Origin of the sequence: Saccharospirillum sp. HFRX-2 (assembly GCF_043196805.1) — a bacterium.
Lineage (GTDB): Bacteria > Pseudomonadota > Gammaproteobacteria > Pseudomonadales > Natronospirillaceae > Saccharospirillum.
The window spans coordinates 132,205-154,775 of the sequence record NZ_JBEBMU010000004.1; the positions used below are offsets into that span (position 1 = coordinate 132,205).

At 57.8% G+C, this 22,571-nt stretch carries 22 protein-coding genes; 6 read left to right on the forward strand and 16 right to left on the reverse strand.

Features of this window, described 5'->3' with window-relative positions; all coding sequences use genetic code 11:
* Positions 1-49 precede the first annotated feature (49 nt).
* The 7 genes from ABMA60_RS10610 to ABMA60_RS10640 all read right to left on the reverse strand — a co-directional run bounded on the left by ABMA60_RS10610 (position 50) and on the right by ABMA60_RS10640 (position 6,209).
* Positions 50-1,135 carry a sulfate/molybdate ABC transporter ATP-binding protein gene (locus ABMA60_RS10610; RefSeq protein WP_392802636.1) on the reverse strand — a complete coding sequence of 362 codons (1,086 nt, stop codon included), beginning with the start codon at positions 1,133-1,135 and terminating at the stop codon, positions 50-52.
* Positions 1,132-1,959 (reverse strand): sulfate ABC transporter permease subunit CysW, encoded by an 828-nt coding sequence (gene cysW, locus ABMA60_RS10615; protein ID WP_392802639.1) that lies wholly within the window; start codon positions 1,957-1,959, stop codon positions 1,132-1,134. The genes ABMA60_RS10610 and cysW overlap by 4 nt, the downstream gene beginning before the upstream one ends.
* A complete protein-coding gene (gene cysT / locus ABMA60_RS10620) occupies positions 1,959-2,813 on the reverse strand; it encodes a sulfate/thiosulfate ABC transporter permease CysT (RefSeq protein ID WP_392802642.1) in 855 nt (284 codons plus the stop codon). Before cysT ends, cysW begins: the two co-directional genes overlap by 1 nt.
* Positions 2,810-3,817 (reverse strand): thiosulfate ABC transporter substrate-binding protein CysP, encoded by a 1,008-nt coding sequence (gene cysP, locus ABMA60_RS10625; protein ID WP_392802644.1) that lies wholly within the window; start codon positions 3,815-3,817, stop codon positions 2,810-2,812. Before cysP ends, cysT begins: the two co-directional genes overlap by 4 nt.
* 249 nt (positions 3,818-4,066) lie before the next feature.
* Positions 4,067-4,675, reverse strand: a complete 609-nt coding sequence (locus ABMA60_RS10630; RefSeq protein ID WP_392802646.1) for a LysE family translocator — start codon at positions 4,673-4,675, stop codon at positions 4,067-4,069.
* Entirely contained in the window at positions 4,663-5,454 is a 792-nt protein-coding gene (locus ABMA60_RS10635) for a PhzF family phenazine biosynthesis protein (protein ID WP_392802648.1), read from the reverse strand. The genes ABMA60_RS10630 and ABMA60_RS10635 overlap by 13 nt, the downstream gene beginning before the upstream one ends.
* 56 nt (positions 5,455-5,510) lie before the next feature.
* Positions 5,511-6,209, reverse strand: coding sequence for an alanyl-tRNA editing protein (locus ABMA60_RS10640; RefSeq protein WP_392802650.1), 699 nt, complete (start codon positions 6,207-6,209; stop codon positions 5,511-5,513).
* Between the two features lie 186 nt (positions 6,210-6,395).
* Here ABMA60_RS10640 and ABMA60_RS10645 point away from each other — a divergent pair, with 186 nt between their 5' ends.
* Together ABMA60_RS10645 and rarD are read left to right on the forward strand one after the other, a co-directional pair.
* Entirely contained in the window at positions 6,396-7,787 is a 1,392-nt protein-coding gene (locus tag ABMA60_RS10645; protein WP_392802653.1) for a PLP-dependent aminotransferase family protein, read from the forward strand.
* A gap of 23 nt (positions 7,788-7,810) precedes the next feature.
* Entirely contained in the window at positions 7,811-8,737 is a 927-nt protein-coding gene (gene rarD / locus ABMA60_RS10650; RefSeq protein WP_392802656.1) for an EamA family transporter RarD, read from the forward strand.
* A gap of 13 nt (positions 8,738-8,750) precedes the next feature.
* Here the strand turns inward: rarD and ABMA60_RS10655 are convergent, their stop codons facing one another.
* Positions 8,751-9,371, reverse strand: a complete 621-nt coding sequence (locus ABMA60_RS10655; protein WP_392802658.1) for a LysE family translocator — start codon at positions 9,369-9,371, stop codon at positions 8,751-8,753.
* A gap of 152 nt (positions 9,372-9,523) precedes the next feature.
* On the opposite strand from ABMA60_RS10655, the gene ABMA60_RS10660 reads away from it, so the two are divergent.
* Both ABMA60_RS10660 and ABMA60_RS10665 read left to right on the forward strand, forming a co-directional pair.
* The gene (locus tag ABMA60_RS10660) at positions 9,524-10,327 is read left to right on the forward strand and encodes a DUF1338 domain-containing protein (protein ID WP_392802661.1); all 804 of its coding nucleotides are present in this window, start codon (positions 9,524-9,526) and stop codon (positions 10,325-10,327) included.
* 116 nt (positions 10,328-10,443) lie between these two features.
* Positions 10,444-11,259 carry an NRDE family protein gene (locus ABMA60_RS10665; protein WP_392802663.1) on the forward strand — a complete coding sequence of 272 codons (816 nt, stop codon included), beginning with the start codon at positions 10,444-10,446 and terminating at the stop codon, positions 11,257-11,259.
* Here ABMA60_RS10665 and ABMA60_RS10670 read toward each other — a convergent pair.
* From ABMA60_RS10670 to ABMA60_RS10705, 8 genes are read right to left on the reverse strand one after another with little or no spacing between them, the layout of a single operon-like run.
* Positions 11,227-11,439 carry a nitrilase-related carbon-nitrogen hydrolase gene (locus ABMA60_RS10670; RefSeq protein ID WP_392802666.1) on the reverse strand — a complete coding sequence of 71 codons (213 nt, stop codon included), beginning with the start codon at positions 11,437-11,439 and terminating at the stop codon, positions 11,227-11,229. The genes ABMA60_RS10665 and ABMA60_RS10670 overlap by 33 nt on opposite strands.
* Complete coding sequence (locus ABMA60_RS10675) at positions 11,358-12,023, reverse strand: nitrilase-related carbon-nitrogen hydrolase (protein WP_392802669.1); 666 nt, start codon at positions 12,021-12,023, stop codon at positions 11,358-11,360. Before ABMA60_RS10675 ends, ABMA60_RS10670 begins: the two co-directional genes overlap by 82 nt.
* Positions 12,024-12,063: 40 nt before the next feature.
* A complete protein-coding gene (locus ABMA60_RS10680) occupies positions 12,064-16,002 on the reverse strand; it encodes a YhdP family protein (protein WP_392802672.1) in 3,939 nt (1,312 codons plus the stop codon).
* Positions 16,003-16,035: 33 nt separating this feature from the next.
* On the reverse strand, positions 16,036-17,496 hold the full coding sequence (gene rng, locus ABMA60_RS10685; protein ID WP_392802675.1) for a ribonuclease G: 1,461 nt from the start codon (positions 17,494-17,496) through the stop codon (positions 16,036-16,038).
* Between the two features lie 52 nt (positions 17,497-17,548).
* A complete protein-coding gene (locus tag ABMA60_RS10690) occupies positions 17,549-18,151 on the reverse strand; it encodes a Maf family protein (RefSeq protein ID WP_392802677.1) in 603 nt (200 codons plus the stop codon).
* Positions 18,152-18,177: 26 nt separating this feature from the next.
* Positions 18,178-18,672 carry a rod shape-determining protein MreD gene (gene mreD / locus ABMA60_RS10695; protein WP_392802680.1) on the reverse strand — a complete coding sequence of 165 codons (495 nt, stop codon included), beginning with the start codon at positions 18,670-18,672 and terminating at the stop codon, positions 18,178-18,180.
* Complete coding sequence (mreC, locus tag ABMA60_RS10700) at positions 18,669-19,505, reverse strand: rod shape-determining protein MreC (RefSeq protein WP_392803115.1); 837 nt, start codon at positions 19,503-19,505, stop codon at positions 18,669-18,671. The genes mreD and mreC overlap by 4 nt, the downstream gene beginning before the upstream one ends.
* A gap of 19 nt (positions 19,506-19,524) precedes the next feature.
* Entirely contained in the window at positions 19,525-20,559 is a 1,035-nt protein-coding gene (locus tag ABMA60_RS10705) for a rod shape-determining protein (protein WP_108165728.1), read from the reverse strand.
* 254 nt (positions 20,560-20,813) lie between these two features.
* Between ABMA60_RS10705 and gatC the strand changes: the two genes are divergently transcribed.
* Both gatC and gatA read left to right on the forward strand, forming a co-directional pair.
* Positions 20,814-21,101 carry an Asp-tRNA(Asn)/Glu-tRNA(Gln) amidotransferase subunit GatC gene (gene gatC / locus ABMA60_RS10710; RefSeq protein WP_392802684.1) on the forward strand — a complete coding sequence of 96 codons (288 nt, stop codon included), beginning with the start codon at positions 20,814-20,816 and terminating at the stop codon, positions 21,099-21,101.
* 13 nt (positions 21,102-21,114) lie between these two features.
* Positions 21,115-22,557: an Asp-tRNA(Asn)/Glu-tRNA(Gln) amidotransferase subunit GatA gene (gatA, locus tag ABMA60_RS10715; protein WP_392802686.1), complete on the forward strand. Its 1,443-nt coding sequence runs from the start codon at positions 21,115-21,117 to the stop codon at positions 22,555-22,557.
* Positions 22,558-22,571 lie beyond the last annotated feature (14 nt).

The following is a 22,571-nucleotide window of genomic DNA, read 5'->3' on the forward strand; positions in this document are numbered from 1 at the left end:
CCGAGGCGGCTCAGGGTTCGCCGGTCAGCAAACCGGCGAACCTCGTTTATCAGCTTAACGCCACGGCCTGCGGCTGCTGCGTGGCCTCGGTATCGAAACGATGCCACTGAGTCACCGTCGCAAAAAGGCGTTTGCCACGCTGCACACCTAAACGCTCAAAATCGGCATGGCTGATGGTCGCCAGCCAGGGTTCCACCAGCCAATCGGCTTCCAGTTCCAGCCGCACCTCGGCACCGACCGGAACAATGGCGGTTACCGTGACCGGCAGATGGGACTGCGCGCTGGGCTCAGCCGCCAGGGAAATTTCGTGCGGACGCAACAATACTTCCTGACGACCGTCGGCCAAATCAGCGACATCCAGATGCGCATCGCCGCAGGTCAACACACCGTCGCGCACTTCGCCTTCCAGACGATTCACATCGCCTAAAAATTCAAACACAAAACGGTTCGCCGGTTGCCGGTACAGCTCATCGGGAGTGGCAATCTGTTCAATACGACCGTTGCTCATCACCACGACGCGGTCGGACAATTCCAGGGCTTCTTCCTGATCGTGGGTCACAAACACGCTGGTGAAATTCAGTTCTTCGTGCAGATGCCGCAACCAGCGCCGCAGTTCCTGACGCACCTTGGCATCGAGCGCACCGAAAGGTTCATCCAACAACAGCACGTCTGGTTTCAGTGCCAACGCACGCGCCAAGGCAACACGCTGTTGTTGACCGCCGGATAACTGCGCCGGAAAACGTTCGGCAAAATCATTGAGCCGAACCATTTCCAATAATTGCGTCACCCGCGCATGAATTTCCGCCTTGGATGGACGTTCGCTTCTCGGCAAGGCGCGCAGACCAAAGGCGACGTTTTCAAACACCGTCATATGACGGAACAGGGCGTAATGCTGAAACACAAAACCGATGCGTCGATCACGCACATGCAGCTGGGTAACTTCACGCTCGCCAAAATGAATGCGACCGCCATCGGCCTGTTCCAAGCCAGCGATGATGCGCAGCAAGGTGGTCTTGCCGGAACCGGACGGGCCCAGCAAACCGATCAGTTCGCCTTCGGCAATATCCAGGTTAATCGGCTCCAGCGCCTGAGTGCGGCCAAAGCTTTTGGCAACCTGTTCAATACGGATGCTCATGAGTGTTTCTCCCGGCGCTCCGCGCGCCTGTCCAGCATGGCCTTGGCGGCCAGCGTCAGCAGTGCCATCAGCGCCAACAAGGACGCACTGGTGAAGGCACCGACAGTGTTGTAATCCTGATACAGCTGTTCAACCTGCAACGGCAAGGTATTGGTCTCACCGCGAATGGCACCGGCAACCACCGAGACCGCGCCGAATTCGCCGACTGCACGAGCGTTGGTCAAAATCACGCCGTACAGCAAAGCGCCACGGATATTCGGCAAGGTGACGCGACGAAAAACCGTCCAGCCGGACGCGCCCAAGGTAACCGCGGCTTCCTCTTCGCGAGAACCCTGGGCCTGCATCAGCGGAATTAATTCACGCGCCACAAAAGGACAGGTAACGAACAGGGTCACTAAGACTATGCCCGGCCAGGCAAACATAATCTGAATGTCGTTGGCGTCCAGCCAGCCACCGAGCCAGCCATTGCGACCATAGAGCAACAGATAAACCAAGCCAGCGACGACCGGCGAAACGGCAAAAGGAATATCGATCAGAGTCTGCAATAAACGCCGGCCGGGAAATTCAAAGCGCGTCACCAGCCAGGCCAGAAAGACACCGAACAGCAGATTGATCGGCACCGTTAAAGCCGAGACCATCAAGGTCAAACCGATGGCGGCCAGAGTGTATTGATCACTGAGATTGTGCCAATAAATGTCGACACCACGCGCAAACGCCTGGGCAAAAATCGCCACCAGCGGCGACACCAGAAACAGCCCGGTTAATGCCAGGGCGGAGCCGATTAAAATTCTGCGCACTAAAGGCGCATCACCAATGCGAATCATCAGCCGCGACCTCCGTGCAGGCGTTTAATAAAGCGGCCCTGCCAGACATTAATTACCAGCAACAGCAATAAGGATGTCGCCAAGACGATGGACGCCACGGCCGAGGCACCGGCGTAGTCGTATTCCTGCAAGCGGACAAAAATCATCAGCGACGTGATTTCGGTCTCGTAAGGTTTGCCGCCGGCAATAAAAATCACTGCGCCGAACTCACCCAGAGAACGCACAAAGGCCAGACCGGTGCCGGTCACCAGCGCCGGCCACAGATGCGGCAAGATAACGCGCCGAAAGGCATGGCCGTCTTTGGCCCCCAGACTGACCGCGGCTTCATCAATTTCCACCGGCAAATCTTCCAGTACCGGCTGCACGGTGCGCACCACAAAAGGAATGCTGGTGAAGGCCATCGCCAAGGCAATGCCGACCCAGGTGTAGGCGATGGAAATGCCGGTCGGTTCCAGTAAAGAACCAATCCAGCCGTTGCTGGAATAGAGCGTCGCCAGAGTAATACCGGCGACCGCCGTCGGCAGTGCAAAGGGCAAATCCATTAAGGCATCGACCAGACGCTTACCGGGAAAGTCGTAACGCACCAGCACCCAGGCCATCAGCAGACCAAAGGCCGCGTTAAAGATGCACGCCACGGCCGCCGCACCAACGGTAACGCTGTAGCTGGCAACGATGCGCGGATCGGTAATCAGGAACCAATATTGCGACCAGCTTAACTGCGACAACTGCCCGACCAGACTGGTCAAAGGCAGCAGCAGAATCAGCGAAATAAAAGTCAGGGAGACGCCGAGTGAAAGACCAAAGCCGGGCAGAACCCGGCGTTGGCGTGACAAGGTGAAACGAGCGGTGGTCATCGACGTTGCAACTGATCCAGTTTGGCGCCGCTGGCAAAGTGCGTTTCCATCGCTTGCGGCCAGCTACCGAAGATGTCTTCCACCCGCAGCAATTCGGCTTCCGGGAAACGGTCGCTGAATTCAGCAGCGACGCTCTGGTCGTTGACGCGGTAATTAAAGCCGGCCAACAGACGCTGGGCTTCGACGGTGTAGAGGTAGTCGAGGTAGCCACGCGCCAAGTCGAGGTTGCCGTTACGCTCGGCGTAATCTTCTACGACCGCGACCGGGAATTCAGCCAGGATGCTGACCGGCGGTACCACCACTTCGTAGTCATCAACGCCGTATTCGTTACGGATGTTGTTCACTTCCGATTCAAAGGTGATCAGCACATCACCGATACCGCGCTCAACAAAGGTCGTGGTCGCGCCACGGCCGCCGGTGTCGAACACTTCGACGTTGCCGAGGAAGCTTTTCATAAAGTCTTCAATCTGAGCTTCGTCACCATCAAAGGCGCGATCGGCATAACCCCAGGCCGCCAGATAGGTGTAACGACCGTTGCCCGAGGTTTTCGGATTCGGAAACACCAGCTCGACGCCATCGGCCGCCAGGTCATCCCAGCTTTCGATGTTTTTGGGGTTGCCTTTGCGCACCAGGAAAGCGGTCGTCGAATAATAAGGCGACGCATTGTTCGGGTACTGCGCCTGCCAGTCGTCAGCGACCAGTCCAGCTTCGGCCAACACATTCACGTCGGTAACCTGGTTAAAGGTCACTACATCGGCACGCAGGCCTTGCATGATGGAACGCGCCTGAGTGGAAGAACCGCCGTGCGATTGTTTCACGCTGACGGTTTCGCCCTGCTCGGCTTGCCACCAGTCGATAAATTTCGGGTTGACCGCGGCAAAGAGCTCACGGGCGATGTCGTAAGAGGTGTTGAGAATTTCGCGGGAATCTTCGGCCTGAGCCGGCGCAGTAGCCAACGTCAAACTCACAGCCAAAGCAGAAACGGAAGCGATTAACCGGACCATCAGTACTCCTTAAAAACAGGCGGTTATTAAGATGGCGGCCAGAGTAAATAAACGATAATGGAATGACAATCCAGGAAATTAGAACATTTAGTTCTATGATTGGATGACTTCGCCCTAACGCTGTCAGTGGTCACTCCAAGGAGTCCGGCACTCTTATCCAAGGCTGAAAAAACCTTCCGCCCGGCGACGTTGTTGGCAGGGATGCCGGGAGGGTGAACGTCGCCGTTGCGGGCAGAAGGTCAGAACGTTTTATAAAAGAATAAACACCACACTCAAGGCCGTCAGCGCACCGAGCACGCCGTTGAACCAGCGCCGCTTGCGTTCGTCCTGCAACGCGCGGCGCAGTTGCATCCCCAGCAAAGCCCAAAGGCTGCAACTGGGATAGGTCACCAGTGCAAACATCGAAGCCACTGCCAAAGCACTCGGCCAGTAGTCATCGCCCGACAGACTGAACGCCGCAATGCCGGTAAGCGCCATGGCCCAGGCCTTGGGGTTAATGACCTGAAACAGCGCCGCCTGCCACCAGCGCATCGGCTTGGCTTCGCCGTCGGCTGTCTTGCCAAGACCACCAGCCGTGGCGATGTTCCACGCCAACCACAGCAAGTAGGCCGAGCCGGCGATTTTTAGCGCCCAGTGCAGTTGCGGAATGGCCAACAAGACGGCGCCTATGCCAGCCGCCACTAAAATATTGAGGGTAAAAAAGCCCACAAAAATCCCGGTGATATGCGGCAAGGTGCGCCAGTATCCAAAGTTCACACCCGAAGCAGTCACCATTAAATTGTTTGGCCCCGGCGTCACCGAAACGCTGAAGGTGTAGATCAAAATCGGTGCTAAAAAACTCAGCGTCAGGACGTCCATTCAACAAAGCCTCGTAAGTAAGTTTGGGCCCGACCGCGAATGCGTACACGGTCGCCTTTTAGTTCGCATTCCAGCCGGCCGTGGCGCTTAGATAGCTGTTCAGCGACCAGCGTCGTCTTATTCAATTTTTGGCCCCAATAAGGCGCCAGCAAACAGTGCGCCGAACCGGTTACCGGATCTTCAATCACACCGTCTTTCGGGCCACAAAACACCCGCGATACAAAATCGATGCCCGGCCGCTGACTGGCGGCGGTTAAGATGACCGCGTGTTCGACCGCATCGATGTCGGCAAAATGATGTTCGAATTCGGCGACCTGCTGTTCGCTGTCGAGCACCACCAGCAAAAAGCGATCCTCAATCACCTCGACCGTGGGCAGCCCCAGTCGCTGCTCAACCTCGGCCGGTAATTGACTGGGGTTGGGCGCATAGGCCGGAAAATCCAATTCCAGTTGATCGCCCGCGCGACGCACTTCCAACAGGCCACTGCGACTGTGCAGGCGCAGCACCTGCGCGGCGCAACCCAGTTCATTCCACAACACATGGGCACTGGCCAGAGTGGCGTGCCCGCACAGCTCGACTTCCTGGCCGGGCATAAACCAGCGGATGTTCCAATCGTCGCCATGCGGCCACACAAAGGCGGTCTCCGACAGGTTGTTTTCAATCGCTAACTGCTGCATCACAGCGTCGTCCAGTGGTGCATTGAGAATCATCACCGCCGCTGGATTGCCCTGAAAAACCGCCTCGGCGAAGGCGTCAACCTGATAGATCGGAAAAGCCATCTCACTGTGCTCCTTTATGTTGGGAATAGGCGCCGGGTGTTAACGGCAGCGGTGGTTCAGTCCACCAACTCCACATTGATGCGTTTGTTTTGTTTGCCTTTGCTTTTGATCGACGGAATGCGCACCTGGCCGATCTCACGGATATTCTGCACATGAGTGCCGCCGCACGGCTGATAATCGAGCCCTGCAACACGCACCATGCGCAACTCGCCCGCACCGCGTGGTGGTTGAACGCTCATGGTGCGCACCAGCTCCGGCTGTTCATCGAGGATCGATTCCGGCAGCCATTCGGTGGTCACGTCAGCGCCCTGGGCAATCAACGCGTTCAACTGGGCTTCCAGCTCCAGCTTGTCGATGGGCGTGGTCAGATCGAACTCGGCACGGCTTTGATCGGCGCCGACATTGCCGCCGGTGACCGGGTCTTTGATCAGATGACACAGCAGATGCAGGCAGGTGTGCATGCGCATATGACGATGGCGTCGCTGCCAATCCAGTTCCAGCTCAACCGTCTCGCCCGGCGCCAGCGCCACTGCCTCGGCCAGATGATGTTCGATCTGCGAACGATCTTCGCTGTAACGTGTATCCACCACTTCCAGGCGCTGACCAGCCACGTTGATCCAGCCGGTATCGCCCGGCTGACCGCCGCCGCGCGGGTAAAACAGCGTGCTGTCCAACACCAGACGCTGATCGTCACAGGCCACGACCTGAGCCGTCATTTGGGTCTGGTACGAATCCAACTGGAAAGGCTGGCGCATATTGACTCCTTTTGTAGGGATACAATTTGTATCAATGTAAACCAAGCATGAAGACACTCGGAAAATCGCTACAGTGCTGATTATTCAACACTTCGATCCATAAAATGGAACAATCGAAGCCTTGGAAAATAGGAACAATTGCAGTCTAATGCGCAGACATTTGGCTGCAAGCAAATCTTTGTAACCATGACAATTTTCAATATCGACCAATGCACCGGTCCCAAATACAAGGCACTGGCCGGTCGCATCGAGCAGGCGCTGCGCGATGGCGACCTCAAAGCCGGTGATCGCTTACCGACCCATCGGCAACTGGCCGAAGAACTGGGCGTGACGGTCGGCACCGTCACCCGGGCTTATGCCGAAGCCGAACGGCGGCGCTTGGTAGAGGCACGTGTCGGCAGCGGCACCTATGTGCGCGGCGCCACAACATCGGGCACCGATTTTCAGGTCACCGATTCCACCGTCGATACCGGCATCGATCTGGGCTTTTCCAAGGCACTGGAACTCGATCAGGCCGAGCAACTGCAGGCCAGTCTGGCCGAATTGCAGAATTCACCAGTGCTGCCGCATTTGCTGCGCTATCAATCCGAATTTGGTTTACCGCACCAGCGTGAAGTCGGTCGGCAATGGCTGCAACAGACCGGCCTGGGCGATTACAGCGCCGATGATTTGTTGGTTACGCTCGGTGGTCAGCATGGCTTTTTTGTCGCCCTGCTGGGCCTGACGCAAGCCGGCGATGGCATCGCCTGCGAAGGTCTGACCTACCCCGGCCTGGTGGCCGCTGCCAACCAGCAAGGCCTGCGCCTGATGCCGTTGCAGTTCGATACCGAAGGCCTGCTGCCCGACGCTCTAGAAGCCCAGTGTTTGCGCCATCCGCCGCGCGTGCTCTATCTGATGACGCGGCAACATAACCCGACCGGCGGCGCCATGTCGGCGCAGCGCATTGAAGAGCTGGCCATGCTCTGTCGTCAGTATCAGATCATGGTGATTGAAGACGATGTGCAGGGTTGCCTGGGTGATCCCGAAGCGCCGTCCTTTTCGGCCCGCCACCCAGAACTGACCATCACCATTGCCAGTCTTTCGAAAGCCTTGTGCGGCGGTTTGCACGTCGGTTTTATGCGCGGCCCAAAGCGTTGGATACCAGCGCTGAGCGCAGCCTTTCGGGCGACCTGTTGGATGGCGGTGCCGCTGACCACGGAAATCGCCTGCCAGTGGATGACCTCGGGCTACGGCGATCGCTTAATTGCCACTCAAAAAGCCGAGTTGCAATGGCGCCACCAGGCCATTCAAGCGCGTTTCGATGCCGCCGGACTGCAAGCACGCTGTGGCGGTTTTAACGTCTGGCTGGAGCTGCCGTCGCCCTGGCGCGCGGTCAATCTGGTCGAACGCGCCGCCGAATACCGCATTCGCATCAAGGCCGCCGAAGTCTTTGCCGCCGGCCAGTTTGCCGCGCCGCAAGCGATTCGGCTGTGCATCGGCGGCCAGTTGCAGCGTGACACCCTGCTCGACGCCATCGACACCCTGATTCAAATCATCAACAGCCCGGAATATGGCCGCGATTCGCTCAACCATATTTAACCTCATCAGCACCAGGACACCTTATGGATAACAACACCAAAACCGGCGCCATCTACGCCCTGCTCGCCTACACCATCTGGGCCATTGCGCCCATGTACCTGAAGATTCTGCGTGAGGTGCCGGCGATAGAAATTCTGGCCCATCGCATCATCTGGTCGTTTCTGATTACGCTGGTCATCATCGTCTTATTGCGCCGGCGCGACGCCTTGTTCAAGGTGCTGCGCAATCGCAAAGCGCTGTGGGCACTGCTCGCTTCCACCTGCCTGATCGGCTTCAACTGGGGTCTCTTTATCTGGGCGGTCAACGCCAACTTTATGCTCAGCGCCAGTCTGGGTTATTACATCAACCCGCTGATGAGCATTCTGCTGGGCATGATTTTCTTTGGCGAACGACTCGACAAGGTGCGCACCTTAGCAGCTGCGCTCTGTGTCTCGGCGGTGGTCTTTGAAGTGATTCAGTTTGGCCAGTTGCCGTGGATTGCACTGGCGCTGGCGGGCAGCTTTGCGGTCTATGGTCTGGTGCGCAAAAAGCTCGGCGTCGACAGCCTGACTGGCATGGCACTGGAAACCGGTCTGTTGCTGCCGATTGGCCTGCTGTATCTGTTCATCGTGCAAACCCCGACCAGCAACCCGCTCAACAACAGCCTGTGGCTGAATCTCCTGCTGATTGGCGCCGGTCCGGTATCGATGACACCGCTGATGCTGTTCGCCGCCGCCGCCAATCGCATCAGTCTGACGGCGCTGGGGTTCTTCCAGTACATTGCCCCGAGCGGCATGTTTTTATCGGCGGTGTTTATTTACGGTGAGCCGTTGAGCCCGGCGAAGCTGATCACCTTCGGCTTGATCTGGTTGGCGCTGTTGATCATTTCCATCGACTCTTTGCGTCAGATGCGTCGCTCACGCCGCTTGCGTAAACACGAAGCGGAACTGCTGGTCACCGAACCCAGTTAATGAGCCGAGTTGATCAGCCGATCCAGCGCTGCCACCAATCGAGCATAAACAGCAGCGACAGCAACACAAAGACAGCGCCAGCGGTGCGATCGATCCAATGACGACGACGCAGAAACCGCTGGCGTAAAGTCGGCCGCGCCAACACCAGACCGACCGCCGCAAACCAGGCGCTGGTAATCACAAAGACGTACAACACCAGCGCCAGCTGCATCCAGTTGTTCAAACCGCTGACCAACTGCACCAGGATGGCGGAGAAAAACAGCAGCGCTTTGGGATTCAATACATTGGTCAAAAAGCCGCGCCAGAAATCGCCCCGACCGGTAGTCGCTGCAGGTTGAAGATCAGCTTCCTCACTGGGCTGCGCCGTCAAACCGCCCCACCCCAGATAGAGCAGATAACCAATGCCCAGCCAGGGCAAAGTCATCGCCAGCCAGGTGGACGACTGCACCAGCGCGCTGATGCCCAGCACAGCAATCAGGGTGTGCAAGGTCACACCGCAGCCGATACCCAGCGCATTGAGCGTACTGGCCCGGTGACCCCGCGTTAACGCCGATTTCACCACCAGTGCAAAGTCCGGACCGGGGCTGATGACCGCGGCGGTATAAACCAGAACAAAAGGCCACCAACTGGGCATGTGCAACTCCTGCAAGAAATCAGCACGCACCCTAACCAGCGATTTGCGTCAAGGGAAGGTCGCGCTGTGACAAATTGATGGCCTAGCCTTGTTAACCTGACCGGCGAACCAGACTCTACACTTCTGGCCAAATAAAAAGCGTGGAGACCGCTATGCACATCGACACTTTTTTTGACCACCTCTGGCAAGACTACATCCGCATGACGCCCCAGGCGGAAACCATCGCCCAGGCCTTGCGTGAGCGTGGCGAAACCATCCAGAACGATCACGTGGCTTTTCGCACCTTTAACCGCGGCCCCATCGCGCTGGAAAAACTGGAACCCTTTATCCTCGATCTGGGTTACCAGCGTTACGAGCCTTACCATTTCGCCGAGAAAAAACTCGATGCCTATGGCTACATTCCCCCCAACCCGGAACAGCCGCGCATCTTTCTGAGTGAGCTGCGAGTGGAAGAACTGTCGGCCGAAGCCCAGCGTTTAATCGACGGTTTGATTGCACAGATCGACCCCAGCGCCGTTAACGACGCCTCCATTTTCTGGCGCGGCCCGCTGTGGAATGTGCCGACCTGGGCCGACTATCAGCAACTGGCCAGCGAGAGCGAATACGCCGCCTGGCTGAGCGTTATTGGCCTGCGTTGCAACCACTTCACCATCGACGTTAACGCGCTGCGTGACATCGACAGCATCGAAGCGATCAACAACCTGGTCGAAGACCTGGGCTTTGCCATCAATGCCAGCGGCGGCCGCGTTAAAGGTTCACCCGACGTATTGCTGGAACAAGGCTCCACCAAAGCCAGCGTCCAGCCATTCGACTTTGCCGGCGGCGAAACCCACGACGTCACCACCTGCTATTACGAATTCGCCAAACGCTACCTGAACGATGAAGGCCAGCTTTATCAGGGTTTTGTTGCTGCCAGCGCTGATAAGATTTTTGAATCGACGGATATGCGCAGCTGACGCTGCGCGCTAGACGCATAACGGGAGACGGGAGACGCTTGTTGGCGGAGAGGGTTTAGCGCTTTTCGGCGTCTCCCGTCTCCCGTCAAGCGTCTTCCAGCTCCACAGGAGCCCAAATGTGCTTGATGGTTTTAAACTGGCGCCCCGAGGCCGAGGTGCCTTTGTTGTTGGTCGCCAATCGGGATGAATTTCGCGCGCGGCCGACCGAGCCGATGCACTGGTGGCCGCAAACAGCTGGTCAGCCTGCCATTCTGGCCGGTCGTGATCAGCAAGCCGGCGGTACCTGGCTGGCCATCGGTAAAGGCGGTGACTTTGCGCTGCTGACCAATATCCGCCCCGGCTACATCGGTCGCACTGCTGAACGCAGTCGCGGCGAACTACCACTGCGGTTTATCCGCCATATCGCCGCTGGTGGCAGCATTGAAAGCTTCCACGCCGAGGTTCGACCAGAGATAACGGTATATGGCGGTTTCAATCTGGTTATCGGTAACGCTCAGCGTCTGTTCTGGTTCAGTTCCGATCATCCGGACGGTCAATGGTTGCAACCGGGCATCCATGCTCTGAGCAACGATGCGCTCGATACACCCTGGCCCAAAACCGAGCTCGCCTGCCGACAGATGGCAACCCACACTGCTGTGTTAGAAACCGACTTTGCTCAGGCCTCGGTACTGACCGACCGCACAACCGTCGCTGATGCGCAGCTGCCGTCAACCGGTGTACCCACGGACATTGAGCGTCAGCTTTCCGCCCAGACCATCACCGGCGAACGCTATGGCACGCGCTGCCGAACCTGGCTAAGAGTTCACGCCGACGGTCGTTTTGCAGTTGAAGAAGTGCAGTTGGATGATTCCGGTGAAGTTACCGACAGTCGCCACTTCGCTGAGAACAGGACGAGCCGTTCAGACGAAACGTCGGTTTTCCCAGCTCGGTAAGTTAGTGCGCACCGTCTTCAACAACTCAGAGTCGGTTTCGACCACGAGACCAGCATCGCCTTCGCCCAACTGCTCGACCTCGCCCCAGGGATCCACCATCAGCGAATGTCCCCAGGTATGGCGTTTTTCGTCGTGCTGGCCGCCCTGACCGGCGGCGACCAGATAGCAGCCGTTTTCCACCGCTCGCGCGCGGCACAACAATTCCCAATGCGCCTGGCCGGTTTTGAAGGTGAACGCCGAGGGGGCGCGCCAGCTTGGCGCAACAGACGGTAGAGTTCGGGAAAACGCAGATCGTAACAAACGCTCAGGCCCCAGCAGCCCCAGGGCGTATCGACGGTGACCGCGGCCGGCTCGCCGGCCTGATAATGATCCGACTCACGATAACGACCCTGAGCATCGCCGACGGTGGCATCGAAGAGGTGGATTTTGTCGTAGTGAGCGCGCACCTCGCCGTCGCTGTCGACTACATGCAAACGCGCCCGCGGCAGCTTTTCGTCATTAACGCGTACCGGCACGGTGCCCGCCACCAGCCACAGACCATAGCGTTGCGCCATGGCGCGCAAGGGTTTGCCCACCGGGCCGTTAAAGTCGGCTTCGAAATCGGCGATGTCAGCGTTTTTGGAGGTGCCAAAGCGGGCGAACATTTCCGGCAGTTGCAGCGCATCACAACCTCGGTCTGCGGCGGCGCGCATATGACGCTCAACCGCCTGCAAGTTTGCCGAGGTGTCCCGGGTGCTGATCAGCTGTGCCAGATACCACTTCATAGTGACCTCCGTTCGTTGTCAGACAGGACCGGGTTGCGAGCTAGGGTTCATCCGACGGTGTCTGCGCACCGGCCGGTACCTGACTGCCGTCAGAGACGCGATAAAACCGCAGCTCTGGCTCATCCAGCGAGCCGGTCACATGCACCCGTGCCGAACTGAGTCGCTCCAGTTCATTGTTGAACACCCGCTCGGTCACATAAATAGCGGCCGCAGCCTGAGGCGTCACCCCGGCCAGCAATGCCACCAGCGGGAAGGTGCTCGACAAGGGTACGGTCATGACCATATCGACATCAATCTGGTCACGCACCAGGTCGGCATCGCCGGTGAAGCTGAACTTGGTGGCCGGGCCGTCGATGATTAACTGTTCGCCGACCCGGGCAAAGCCGCGATCAAACAACAGCTCGCCACGAATGACATCGTAGGTGATGCCATCGTTGATCAGATCGGAAAAGTCCAACGCCAGGCGCCGCAATACGCGGGTGAAATTCAGCAGGCCAACCAGTTTGACGCCTTCATATTCATCCAGCTCGAGGATGGCACCGTTGGTCAACTCCAGGCCGACACGCCCTTCCAGACGGCTATAATCAAAGAACGCTGGCGAACCCTGCCAGCCCAGATCAATATCAAAGCTGCCGCCACTGCTGGCGAGCACCGGAGCGTAACCCCAACTGTCGAGCAGCGTCTGGATATTATCGATGGTGACCTGACCGCTCAGTTCGGTGTGGTGACGATTATCCAGATAACGCCAGACCAGGGCGCCATTCAGTTCCGCCCCCGGTATCTGCGCGCGAATATTTTGCACCTGAACTTCATCATCGCCAGGCACCACTTCCACACGCCAGCTGCCTAAATCGCGCTCACCGACCGACAGCTGAGCCACCTGCAGGTTCATCAGCGGAATGTCTTCCGGGCGCGCTGCCTGCATTGGATCGATCGGTATTTCCGGTTGTTGCGGGGCATCGTTTGCTTCAACAGCCGGGTCCACCTCGTCGTCACGCGCTGGTAAGGCGAGGAAATCCAGGTCTATAAATGCCGGATTCTCGGGGTTAAAGGGCTGTGAAATTCGACCGGCAACTTCCGCAGCAGCCACCGTTATCAACCAGGCTTCCTCGCCACGCTGTATCTGAATATCCGGGTTAGTCCACTCCTGCCCCAGATAGGTCCAGCGACGACCGCTTAAGTTCAATTCACGCAGCCACTCCCAGCTTGCACCAGTGGTGTCTATATTGCTGGCGTGGCTGTTACTGGATTCACCGGGCACAGCAAAACTCTGCGCCTGGGCCTGCAAGGCCTGTTGCCAGACGGTTGGGTCGGCCTCATCCAAACGCGCGTCGATAAACAAACCACGCTCACCCGGACGCAACCGTAATGGTTGATTTATAGCAAGGGAGCCACCTTCGAAGCTGTTATCGGTAGCCAATTCAAACTGGGCGCTCAATACGTCGTTGTAATCCAGCCGCACCTGCCAGCCTGAACGAGTCGCCCCCTGTTGCAGATGAACCGACAAGGGCGCCGCACTGGACGCGGTTTTACCCAACGGCTGGGGCAACTCCAAAGGCACCCCGACCAGGTCGGAGCTGATGTCGATTTCGGTGTCCCGGCCAAAGCGCAGCCGGGCGCGCGCTGCGGTGCGTTCGCTGCGTGCGGACAGCCAGGGGTCGTTCAGCCAGCGTCCCCAATCGGCCAGCGGAGCGTTACCGGCGACGGTCAATTCGATGGCGCTGTCCTGAGCTTGCTCAACAGTGCGCAGGCTGGCGCGGTATGGCGTACCAAACAGCATGCCGTTGAGCCGATTGGAATAGAGCCCCTGCTCGCTGTTGTAGTTCAGTTCGCCATTGAGCTGTTTGATGTCCAGTTGCTGCTCCGGCAAGGTCAGTTGAGCGTTGCTCAAGCGGCCCTGAACATTGCCCTGCAGCGGCGCCCCATCCAACGCTATGGCCAGTTTCACCTGGGCCTGGCTGTCACCGCTGGCGCGCCAGCCGGCCAGGTTATCGCCGGCCAGATCGGACAAGGGTCCTTTCTGAAACAGCTCCAGGGCCGCCGCCGCCGGACCGGCCACATCCATATCCAGGTCCAGACGCTGGTCAGCGTAGGGAAAACCGAGCTTGCCATCGTTAAGCGTCAAACCAGCCAGGCGTGCCGACCGCGCCTGCACATCGAGCCGATCCAGTCCCACCGTCAAACGACCTTCACCGCCGCTCAGCAGCGGCCAGTCGGGATCAATTCGTACCTGGGCGCCATTGAAGTCAGCATCCAGGCTCAGGCCGGTTTGCACCAGTTGCCCCTGTCGATTCGAGGTGGTCAGCGCAAAGGTCAAATCCGTGAAATCGCCGGCCAGAATCTGGTCGGCAATCCAGTCGCGGGCAGTGGCGGGTATCTGACGGTCTGGACGCAACCGCTTTACCCAGCCCAAGGGCGCCTCGGGTACTTCCATGGCCAGTTGATAACCCAGTTCGCGCTCGGCATTGCCCAGCGGAATGTTCAGTTTCCAGCGCGCGGCCATGGGCAAATCCGACAAGCCGCTCTGCTGCTGGTCGATATCCGCCGCCAGCCAGGCTTGATGACGCGACGCCAATTGCACGCCCAGACCCGGCCACCAACTGACATCCAGGGTGCCGGCAAGACGCGAAAAAACGAAGGGTTGATCGTAGATATTGGGCAGATTCAAATCGATCTGGCGGTCATCGTAACTCAATTGAGCACCCTGGTTGGCAACACGCAACCGGCCATCAAGGCCGCTTAAACCAGGTGCACCAGAAGCCGGCTGCATACCCGCATCGGTAACATCGGCGGCCAACCGCATTGAGCTCGGATCTGCCGCATCAATCGTTAACCAGCCGTCACGCAACTCGCCATAGGGTAACGCCTGACGCCAAAAACCGCCGCCATTGTGAATGCCCATCCAGGCACCGAGTGGCTGTACTGGCAGGCGATCCCACTGTGCTTGCCATTGACCATCTCGCTGTTGCAGGCGCGCCTGGACGGGCACGTTGGCGCGGCTGAGCGGTTGCCCAGCCAAGGTCCATTGTTGCTCCAACTGGTTAAGCCACAGATCAAAACCGTTCTCGGCCCGGCTCATATACAGCTCGGTTTGCGCATCATCCAGGCTCAGGCTGGCCTGGCTGCCTTGCAGCTGCATGCGGTTGGTGTGCAGCCGCATGGTCAGATCCTGCCAGCGATCCTCACGTAAACTCAGCCAGTACTCGCCAGCCACATCCAGTTCCGCCAGCCAGGGCAGCCGGCTTTGCAGCCAGGGTGCGAAATCGAAAGCGCCGTGACGGGCATAGAGGTCTACCTCGTAGTCGCCATCGTTGCGCAGGCTTTCTGCCTGCAGTTCCAGCGGCACATCCAGGGTGTCGCGCACCAGATGCGCATCGGCGCGCAGCCAGTTGCTCTCGCCAGCACCGGTCAGACGGCCTTCACTGAGAACCAGGGTGGTGAGCGGTAAATCCTGGGGTTGAATGGTCAGCGTCAGGTCGTTGAAACTGACCTGGCGCTGCTGCCGCACCAGACTGGCGAGCCGTTCAACCGACAATCGGCTCGGCTCGCTGCTACTGGTTGCGGCGCTCCCGGTACCGCCATTACCCAGCCCCAGCATGCGCCAGCCATTGGCGCCCTGCTCCAGATGAGCGCTAAAACCGGATAATTCAAAGCGACCAAAGACCGGAGACAGAGTGACCAGCGATTGCACAATGGCCGGCTCCAGCAGCAGACGGTCGACCTCAATCTGCCCGCCGATCACGACTTCTTCAGCAATCAGCACCGGATTAAAACGCTGCCAGCGTCCTTGCAGCCGGCCAATGCGAACCTCAACGCCCAGCTTCTGCGACAGCATGGCCGACAGCTGTTCGTCGTAATGCTCGATTTCCGGGAAAAACTGCCGCCCCAGCGCCAGATAGGCAGCGACCAGCAGCACCCAAAAGGCAAACACCTTGAGCAACGCAGAAAGCAGTGCCTGGCCAATTCGAATCGGGATCATCGGACGTGCTTCAGTAGGGTCGGGTTTGGCACCTTACTGCAAGATGACATCAAACTGTTCCTGGGTGTACATGGGCTCCACCTGGAAGCGAATCGGCTTGCCGATAAATTCTTCCAGATCGGCGACGTTGGACGACTCTTCATCCAACAAACGATCGACCACATCCTGCGACGCCAGCACCAGATATTGATCATTATTGTAGGCGCGTTCTTCACGCAAAATTTCCCGGAACACTTCGTAGCACACGGTCTGAGCGGTTTTCTGACGGCCACGGCCAGCGCATACCTTGCAGGTCTCAGTCAGCATATGCTCGAGGCTTTCGCGGGTGCGCTTGCGGGTCATCTCGACCAGACCCAGTTCGGATACGCCAGTGACCTTGCTCTTGGCGTGATCGCGCTCCAGGTTTTTCTCCAGCATGCGCAACACCTGACGCTGATGCTCGGTGTCTTCCATATCGATAAAATCGATGATGATGATGCCGCCCAGATTGCGCAGCCGCAGTTGCCGCACGATGGCCGTGACCGCTTCGAGGTTGGTCTTGAAAATGGTTTCTTCGAGGTTGCGATGGCCGACAAAAGCACCGGTGTTTACATCCACTGTGGTCATGGCTTCGGTCTGATCGATGATCAGATAACCACCGGATTTCAGCTCCACTTTGCGACCGAGCGCACGGGCAATTTCGTCTTCGACCGAAAACATTTCGAAGATCGGTCGCTCGCCCGGATAGTATTCAAACACCGGCTCCACTTCGGGCGTGTATTTGCGCACAAAGTCGATCACCTTGGTGAAGGTTTCGCGCGAATCGATGCGAATTTTTTCCACATCGGCGCGCACCAGATCGCGTGCGACTTTTAAATACAAAGGTAAATCTTCGTAGATAATCGCCGGACCGGGTGTGGTGGCGATGCGTTCGTTCAAGACACGGAAAACCCGCTTGAGATAATTCAGGTCGGATTGAATTTCCGCCTCACCAATGCCTTCCGCTGCGGTGCGTAAAATATAACCGCCCTGCTCGATTTCTTCGGCCGCTTTGGCTTTGGCAACGGCAGCCCGCAAGCGCTCGCGTTCATCTTCGCCTTCGATGCGTTGTGACACGCCAATATGATGACTGTCCGGCATATAAACCAGATAGCGCGACGGTACCGATAATTGAGTGGTCAGACGGGCACCCTTGGTGCCGATGGGATCTTTGATTACCTGAACGGTGATGGACTCACCTTCACGCACCAAAGACTGAATGGATTTCTGGCTGTCGCCATCGCCGCGGGTGCCATCGATATCGGAGGCATGAATAAAAGCCGCCCGTTCCAGATTGATATCGACAAAGGCAGCCTGCATGCCAGGCAGCACACGCACCACCTTGCCGCGATAGATATTACCGACAATGCCCCGGGTCTGTTCGCGTTCAATCATCACTTCCTGAACAGCGCCGTTTTCGACCACGGCAACCCGGGTTTCCATGGGGGTCACATTGACCAGAACTTCCGAATTCATGTTTGTGTCCTTTGGTTGCGTCGGCATCGAGCCGTGACCGTCACAACCGCGCTCAGACCCGTTCCAGCGCTCCGGACCAAACCTTAATACCGCGGCTGGTCAACAATTGGGCCGTCTCGCGCAGCGGCAGACCGACAATGGCAGAATAACTGCCTTCAATACGTTTGATAAAGACCGCGCCCAGCCCTTGCACCGAATACCCCCCGGCTTTGTCCTGAGGTTCACCGCTGTCCCAATAGGCACGAATTGCCTGGGGTTGCAGTTCAGCAAAGACCACACGCGACTCCACCACCTTAATATCGACCGAATCGTGTGAAGCCACAGCCACCGAGGTAAACACCCGGTGCGAGCGGCCCGACAAACGCTCCATCATGTCGGCAAAGTCATCGTAATCGCGCGGCTTGCCGAGAATATCCTGGTCGGCGACGACGGTGGTATCTGAGCCGAGAGTCAATACCTGCGACTCACCTTTGCCGGCTAGTATTTCCAGACCGGCTCGCGCCTTGGCTTCACCCAGACGCGCAACATATTCTTCGGCGCTTTCCAGCGCTGTGGTACTTTCATCGACCGCTATGGGTAACACTTCAAACGCAACACCCAGATCGGTCAGTAATTGTTTGCGTCTTGGTGACTGCGACGCCAAATAAAGTTTCATACAGGATTCCCGCCAGAGCGTGACTGCTATTGCACGCGGAATTGCACCTGCACCGAGCGCAACAGAATATAAATCCAGGGCCAGAAAATGGCGCTGATCACCGCCGGCAATAAATGCATGCTGGCATCAAATCCAGAGTTAAAGAAACTCTTGCACCATTGCACCAGAATTTGACTGAGCGCGATGATCATAAAGACGACCACCGCCTGCTGCAGCAGCGGATACATGCGCAAACGCAGGTGCAACACCAGCACCACATAAGCCAGTGCCGAATACGCCAGGGCGAAGGTTCCCAGATAGGTTCCCATCACCACATCCTGCAACAGGCCCACGCAAAAACCGATAAAAACGCCGACGCGTTCCGGCACGGCCAGCACCCAGAAAATCAGAAACAGCCCCACCCAGTCCGGACGACCCAGCGCAATCACATGTGGCAAGGGGACGGCGGCCAGCAAGTAGGCGATAAAAAAAGAAACAGCGATGACCCACAGCGACTGAGGTGGATTAGCACGTTGCCTCATCGGTTGATCTCCTCGCCATCTTTAAACACCAGCAAGAGGTTACGACTGCGCGCCAACGCCGCCAGCGGACGGGCACGAATCTGGGCAAAGGCTTCGCCGGGATTGTGTTCCACCGCCTGCACTTCAGCGACCGGATAACCTTCCGGGAAGCGACTCGCCAAACCAGAGGTCATCAACAGATCACCCACCTGGATATCCGCCGTCTCCGGCACGAACTCCAACTCCAGGCTGTTCAGATCGCCGGTACCAACCAAAATGGAACGCATGCCATTGCGGTTTACCTGCACGGGTACCGCATGGTTGGCATCGGCCACCAGCAAGACTCGTGATGACAATGAATCAACCTGAATCACCTGACCAAAAAGACCGGTCGCATCGAGCACCGCCTGCCCCATATAGACGCCATCCTGGGCACCCCGATTGATGATCACCTGGTGAGTAAAGGGGTCGGGGTCGATGCTGATCATTTCAGCGGTCAGGTAAGACGCTTCGAACCGCTCGGTGGCGCCCAACAGCGAACGCAGGCGCTGATTTTCCGCCTGCAACACAGCCAGTTGTTGCACCTTTTGCTGCAGAATCAGCACCTGGCTGCGCAGCGATTGGTTGTCGTTCAGTAATTCATCGCGCTCAGCAAAGGTCTGACTCGACCAGCGCACCATATCGGTCGGCAAACGAATCAGTTGCTGGACGGGAGAAACCAGATAGGAAAGACCCTGACGGACGTAATCGAGCTGGGTAAAACGAGCGTCGAGCGTCATCAAGGTGATGGCAAAAACAACGGCCACCAGCAGGCGATAACCATGCTGGGGGCCGGCAGTGAAGAGCGCGCTGATGACAGCCTCCTACAAACGATCAGTCAGAGGTGAAATCGAAGATGCGCTCATCCATTAGCTCCAGTGCCCGGCCACCGCCACGGGCGACACAGGTCAGCGGGTCGTCGGAGATCAACACCGGCAGGCCCGTTTCTTCGCTGAGCAACTTATCCAGATCGCGCAGCATGGCACCACCACCGGTCAGTACCAGACCGCGTTCGGCGATATCCGACGCCAGTTCCGGCGGCGTTTGCTCCAGCGCACCTTTAACCGCTGAAACAATAGCAGACAGACTTTCCTGCAGCGCTTCGAGCACCTCATTGGAATTGAGGGTGAAGCTACGCGGAATACCTTCGGCCAGGTTACGACCGCGCACATCGATTTCACGGATTTCGGTGCCCGGGTAGGCACAACCGATTTCGATCTTGATGCGCTCAGCGGTGGAATCACCGATCAGCGAGCCGTAGTTGCGACGAATGTAAGCGATGATGGCTTCATCGAAACGGTCACCACCGACGCGAACGGATTCGGCATAGACCACACCGTTCAAAGAAATAACCGCGATCTCGGTGGTACCACCGCCGATATCCACGACCATGGAGCCGCGTGCTTCTTCAACCGGCAGGCCGGCGCCGATGGCAGCGGCCATTGGCTCTTCAATCAGGAAGACTTCACGAGCACCAGCGCCGTAGGCCGATTCACGAATCGCCTTGCGTTCCACCTGAGTGGATTTGCACGGCACGCAGATCAACACACGCGGGCTGGGTGCAAACCAGGAATTCTCATGCACCTTGGAAATAAAGTGCTGCAACATTTTTTCGGTGACATGGAAGTCGGCAATAACGCCGTCTTTCAAAGGACGAATCGCCTGGATGCTACCTGGCGTACGGCCCAGCATGCGTTTGGCTTCTTCGCCGACAGCGGCAACCGTTTTCTGGTTGCCGGTCATGCGCACGGCTACAACAGAAGGTTCATTAAGGACAATATCGCGGTCGCGTACATAGATGAGGGTGTTGGCAGTTCCCAAGTCGATCGACAGATCGCTGGAAAACATTCCCCGAATCTTCTTAAACATGATTTGACAATTCCAGTTCCGATGGCTGCGGTGGGGGTCAAAATGACCAGGTCGAGCGCCCCGAATCAGCGCTCTTTTAAAGCACTATTAACCCCACTAAACAGCCTCGCAATGTATCAATGGCGGGGATGTTGGGCAAGCTGTAAATATGATAACTTACGCGCTTTCAAATATTTAGCGTGCCTTTAGTGTGCGCAGCGTCACTTCGACGACACTCCAACCCAGCCAGCCGATGTCATCCTAAGGAGACACCCATGAGCCTTGATCGTAACGAGGTTGAAATCGTGGCCCACCTGGCCCGCCTGAACGTCAGCGACGATCAAATGCCAGCCACTCTGGCCAGCCTGAACAGCATTCTGACGCTGGTGGATCGCATGCAGGAAATCGACACTTCCGGCATTGAGCCACTCGCCAATCCGCTGGACGCCACCGCCCGGTTGCGTGCAGACGAAGTTACCGAAAGCAATCAGCGCGAGGCTTATCAAAGCGTAGCGCCGAGCACCACCGACGGCCTCTATCTGGTCCCGAAAGTCATAGAGTGAGCCCCAATTGACCATGGAACAAAAAACTCTGAAACAGCTGTCGGACGGCCTGGCCGCCGGTGAATTCAGCAGCGTCGAATTGACGCGCCACTATCTGGATCGAATCGCCGCCGACAGCGATATCAATGCCTATATTACCGTTACCGAAGATGCCGCTTTGGCCAGCGCCGCTGCCGCCGACGAGGCGCGCGCCAAAGGTAAGGCTGGCACCCTGACCGGTGTACCGATTGCCCACAAAGACATCTTTTGTACTCAGGGCGTGCGCACTTCCTGCGGTTCGAAAATGCTCGATAATTTTATTGCGCCTTACGAGTCCACTGTGACTGAGCGTTTTAAAGCAGCCGGTACCGTCTCTCTGGGCAAGACCAACATGGATGAATTCGCTATGGGTTCATCCACCGAAAGCTCTTTTTATGGTCCGACGCGCAACCCCTGGAATCGCGACACCGTTCCCGGTGGTTCCTCCGGTGGCTCGGCCGCGGCCGTTGCTGCCGGTTTAGCGGCGGCGGCCACCGGCACCGATACCGGCGGCTCCATTCGCCAGCCGGCCGCCTTCTGCAACCTGACAGGTTTGAAGCCGACTTACGGCCGGGTGTCACGCTGGGGCATGATCGCCTTCGGTTCCTCACTCGATTGCGGCGGCCCGCTGACCCGCACCGCCGAAGACGCCGCCATGATGCTCAATGTCATGGCCGGCTTCGACACCAAAGACACCACCAGCATGGATGTCGCAGTGGAGGATTACTGCGCCAATCTGGACCAACCGCTCGACGGTCTGCGCATCGGCCTGCCCAAAGAATATTTTGGTGACGGCCTCAACGACGGCATTCGCGCAGCGGTCATGGCAGCCGTTAAAGAACTGGAAAGTCAGGGCGCCGTGGTTAAGGAGATTTCTCTGCCGCGCACCGAACTGTCGATCCCGGCTTATTACATCATTGCGCCGGCCGAAGCTTCGACCAACCTGTCGCGTTACGACGGCGTTCGCTACGGCCACCGCTGCGACAATCCGGTCGATCTGGAAGACATGTACAAGCGCACCCGCAGCGAAGGCTTCGGCGATGAAGTCCAGCGCCGTATCCTGGTCGGCACCTATGCGTTGTCGGCGGGTTATTACGATGCCTATTACCGTAAGGCTCAGCAGCTGCGTCGCCTGATCAAGGACGACTACCAGCGCGCCTTCGCTGAGGTCGATGTCATTCTCGGCCCGACCACGCCCTCGCCGGCCTGGAAGCTGGGCGAAAAATCCGGCGACCCGGTGTCCATGTACCTGGAGGATATTTACACCCTCTCGGTCAACCTGGCCGGTCTGCCTGGCTTGGCGCTGCCGTGCGGTCAGGTCGATGGTCTGCCGGTCGGCCTGCAACTGATTGGCAACTACTTTGATGAAAGCCGGCTGTTGAACATCGGTCACCGCTTCCAGCAAGCGACCGACTGGCATAGTAAAACACCGGCTTAAGGCTGAAACCTGAT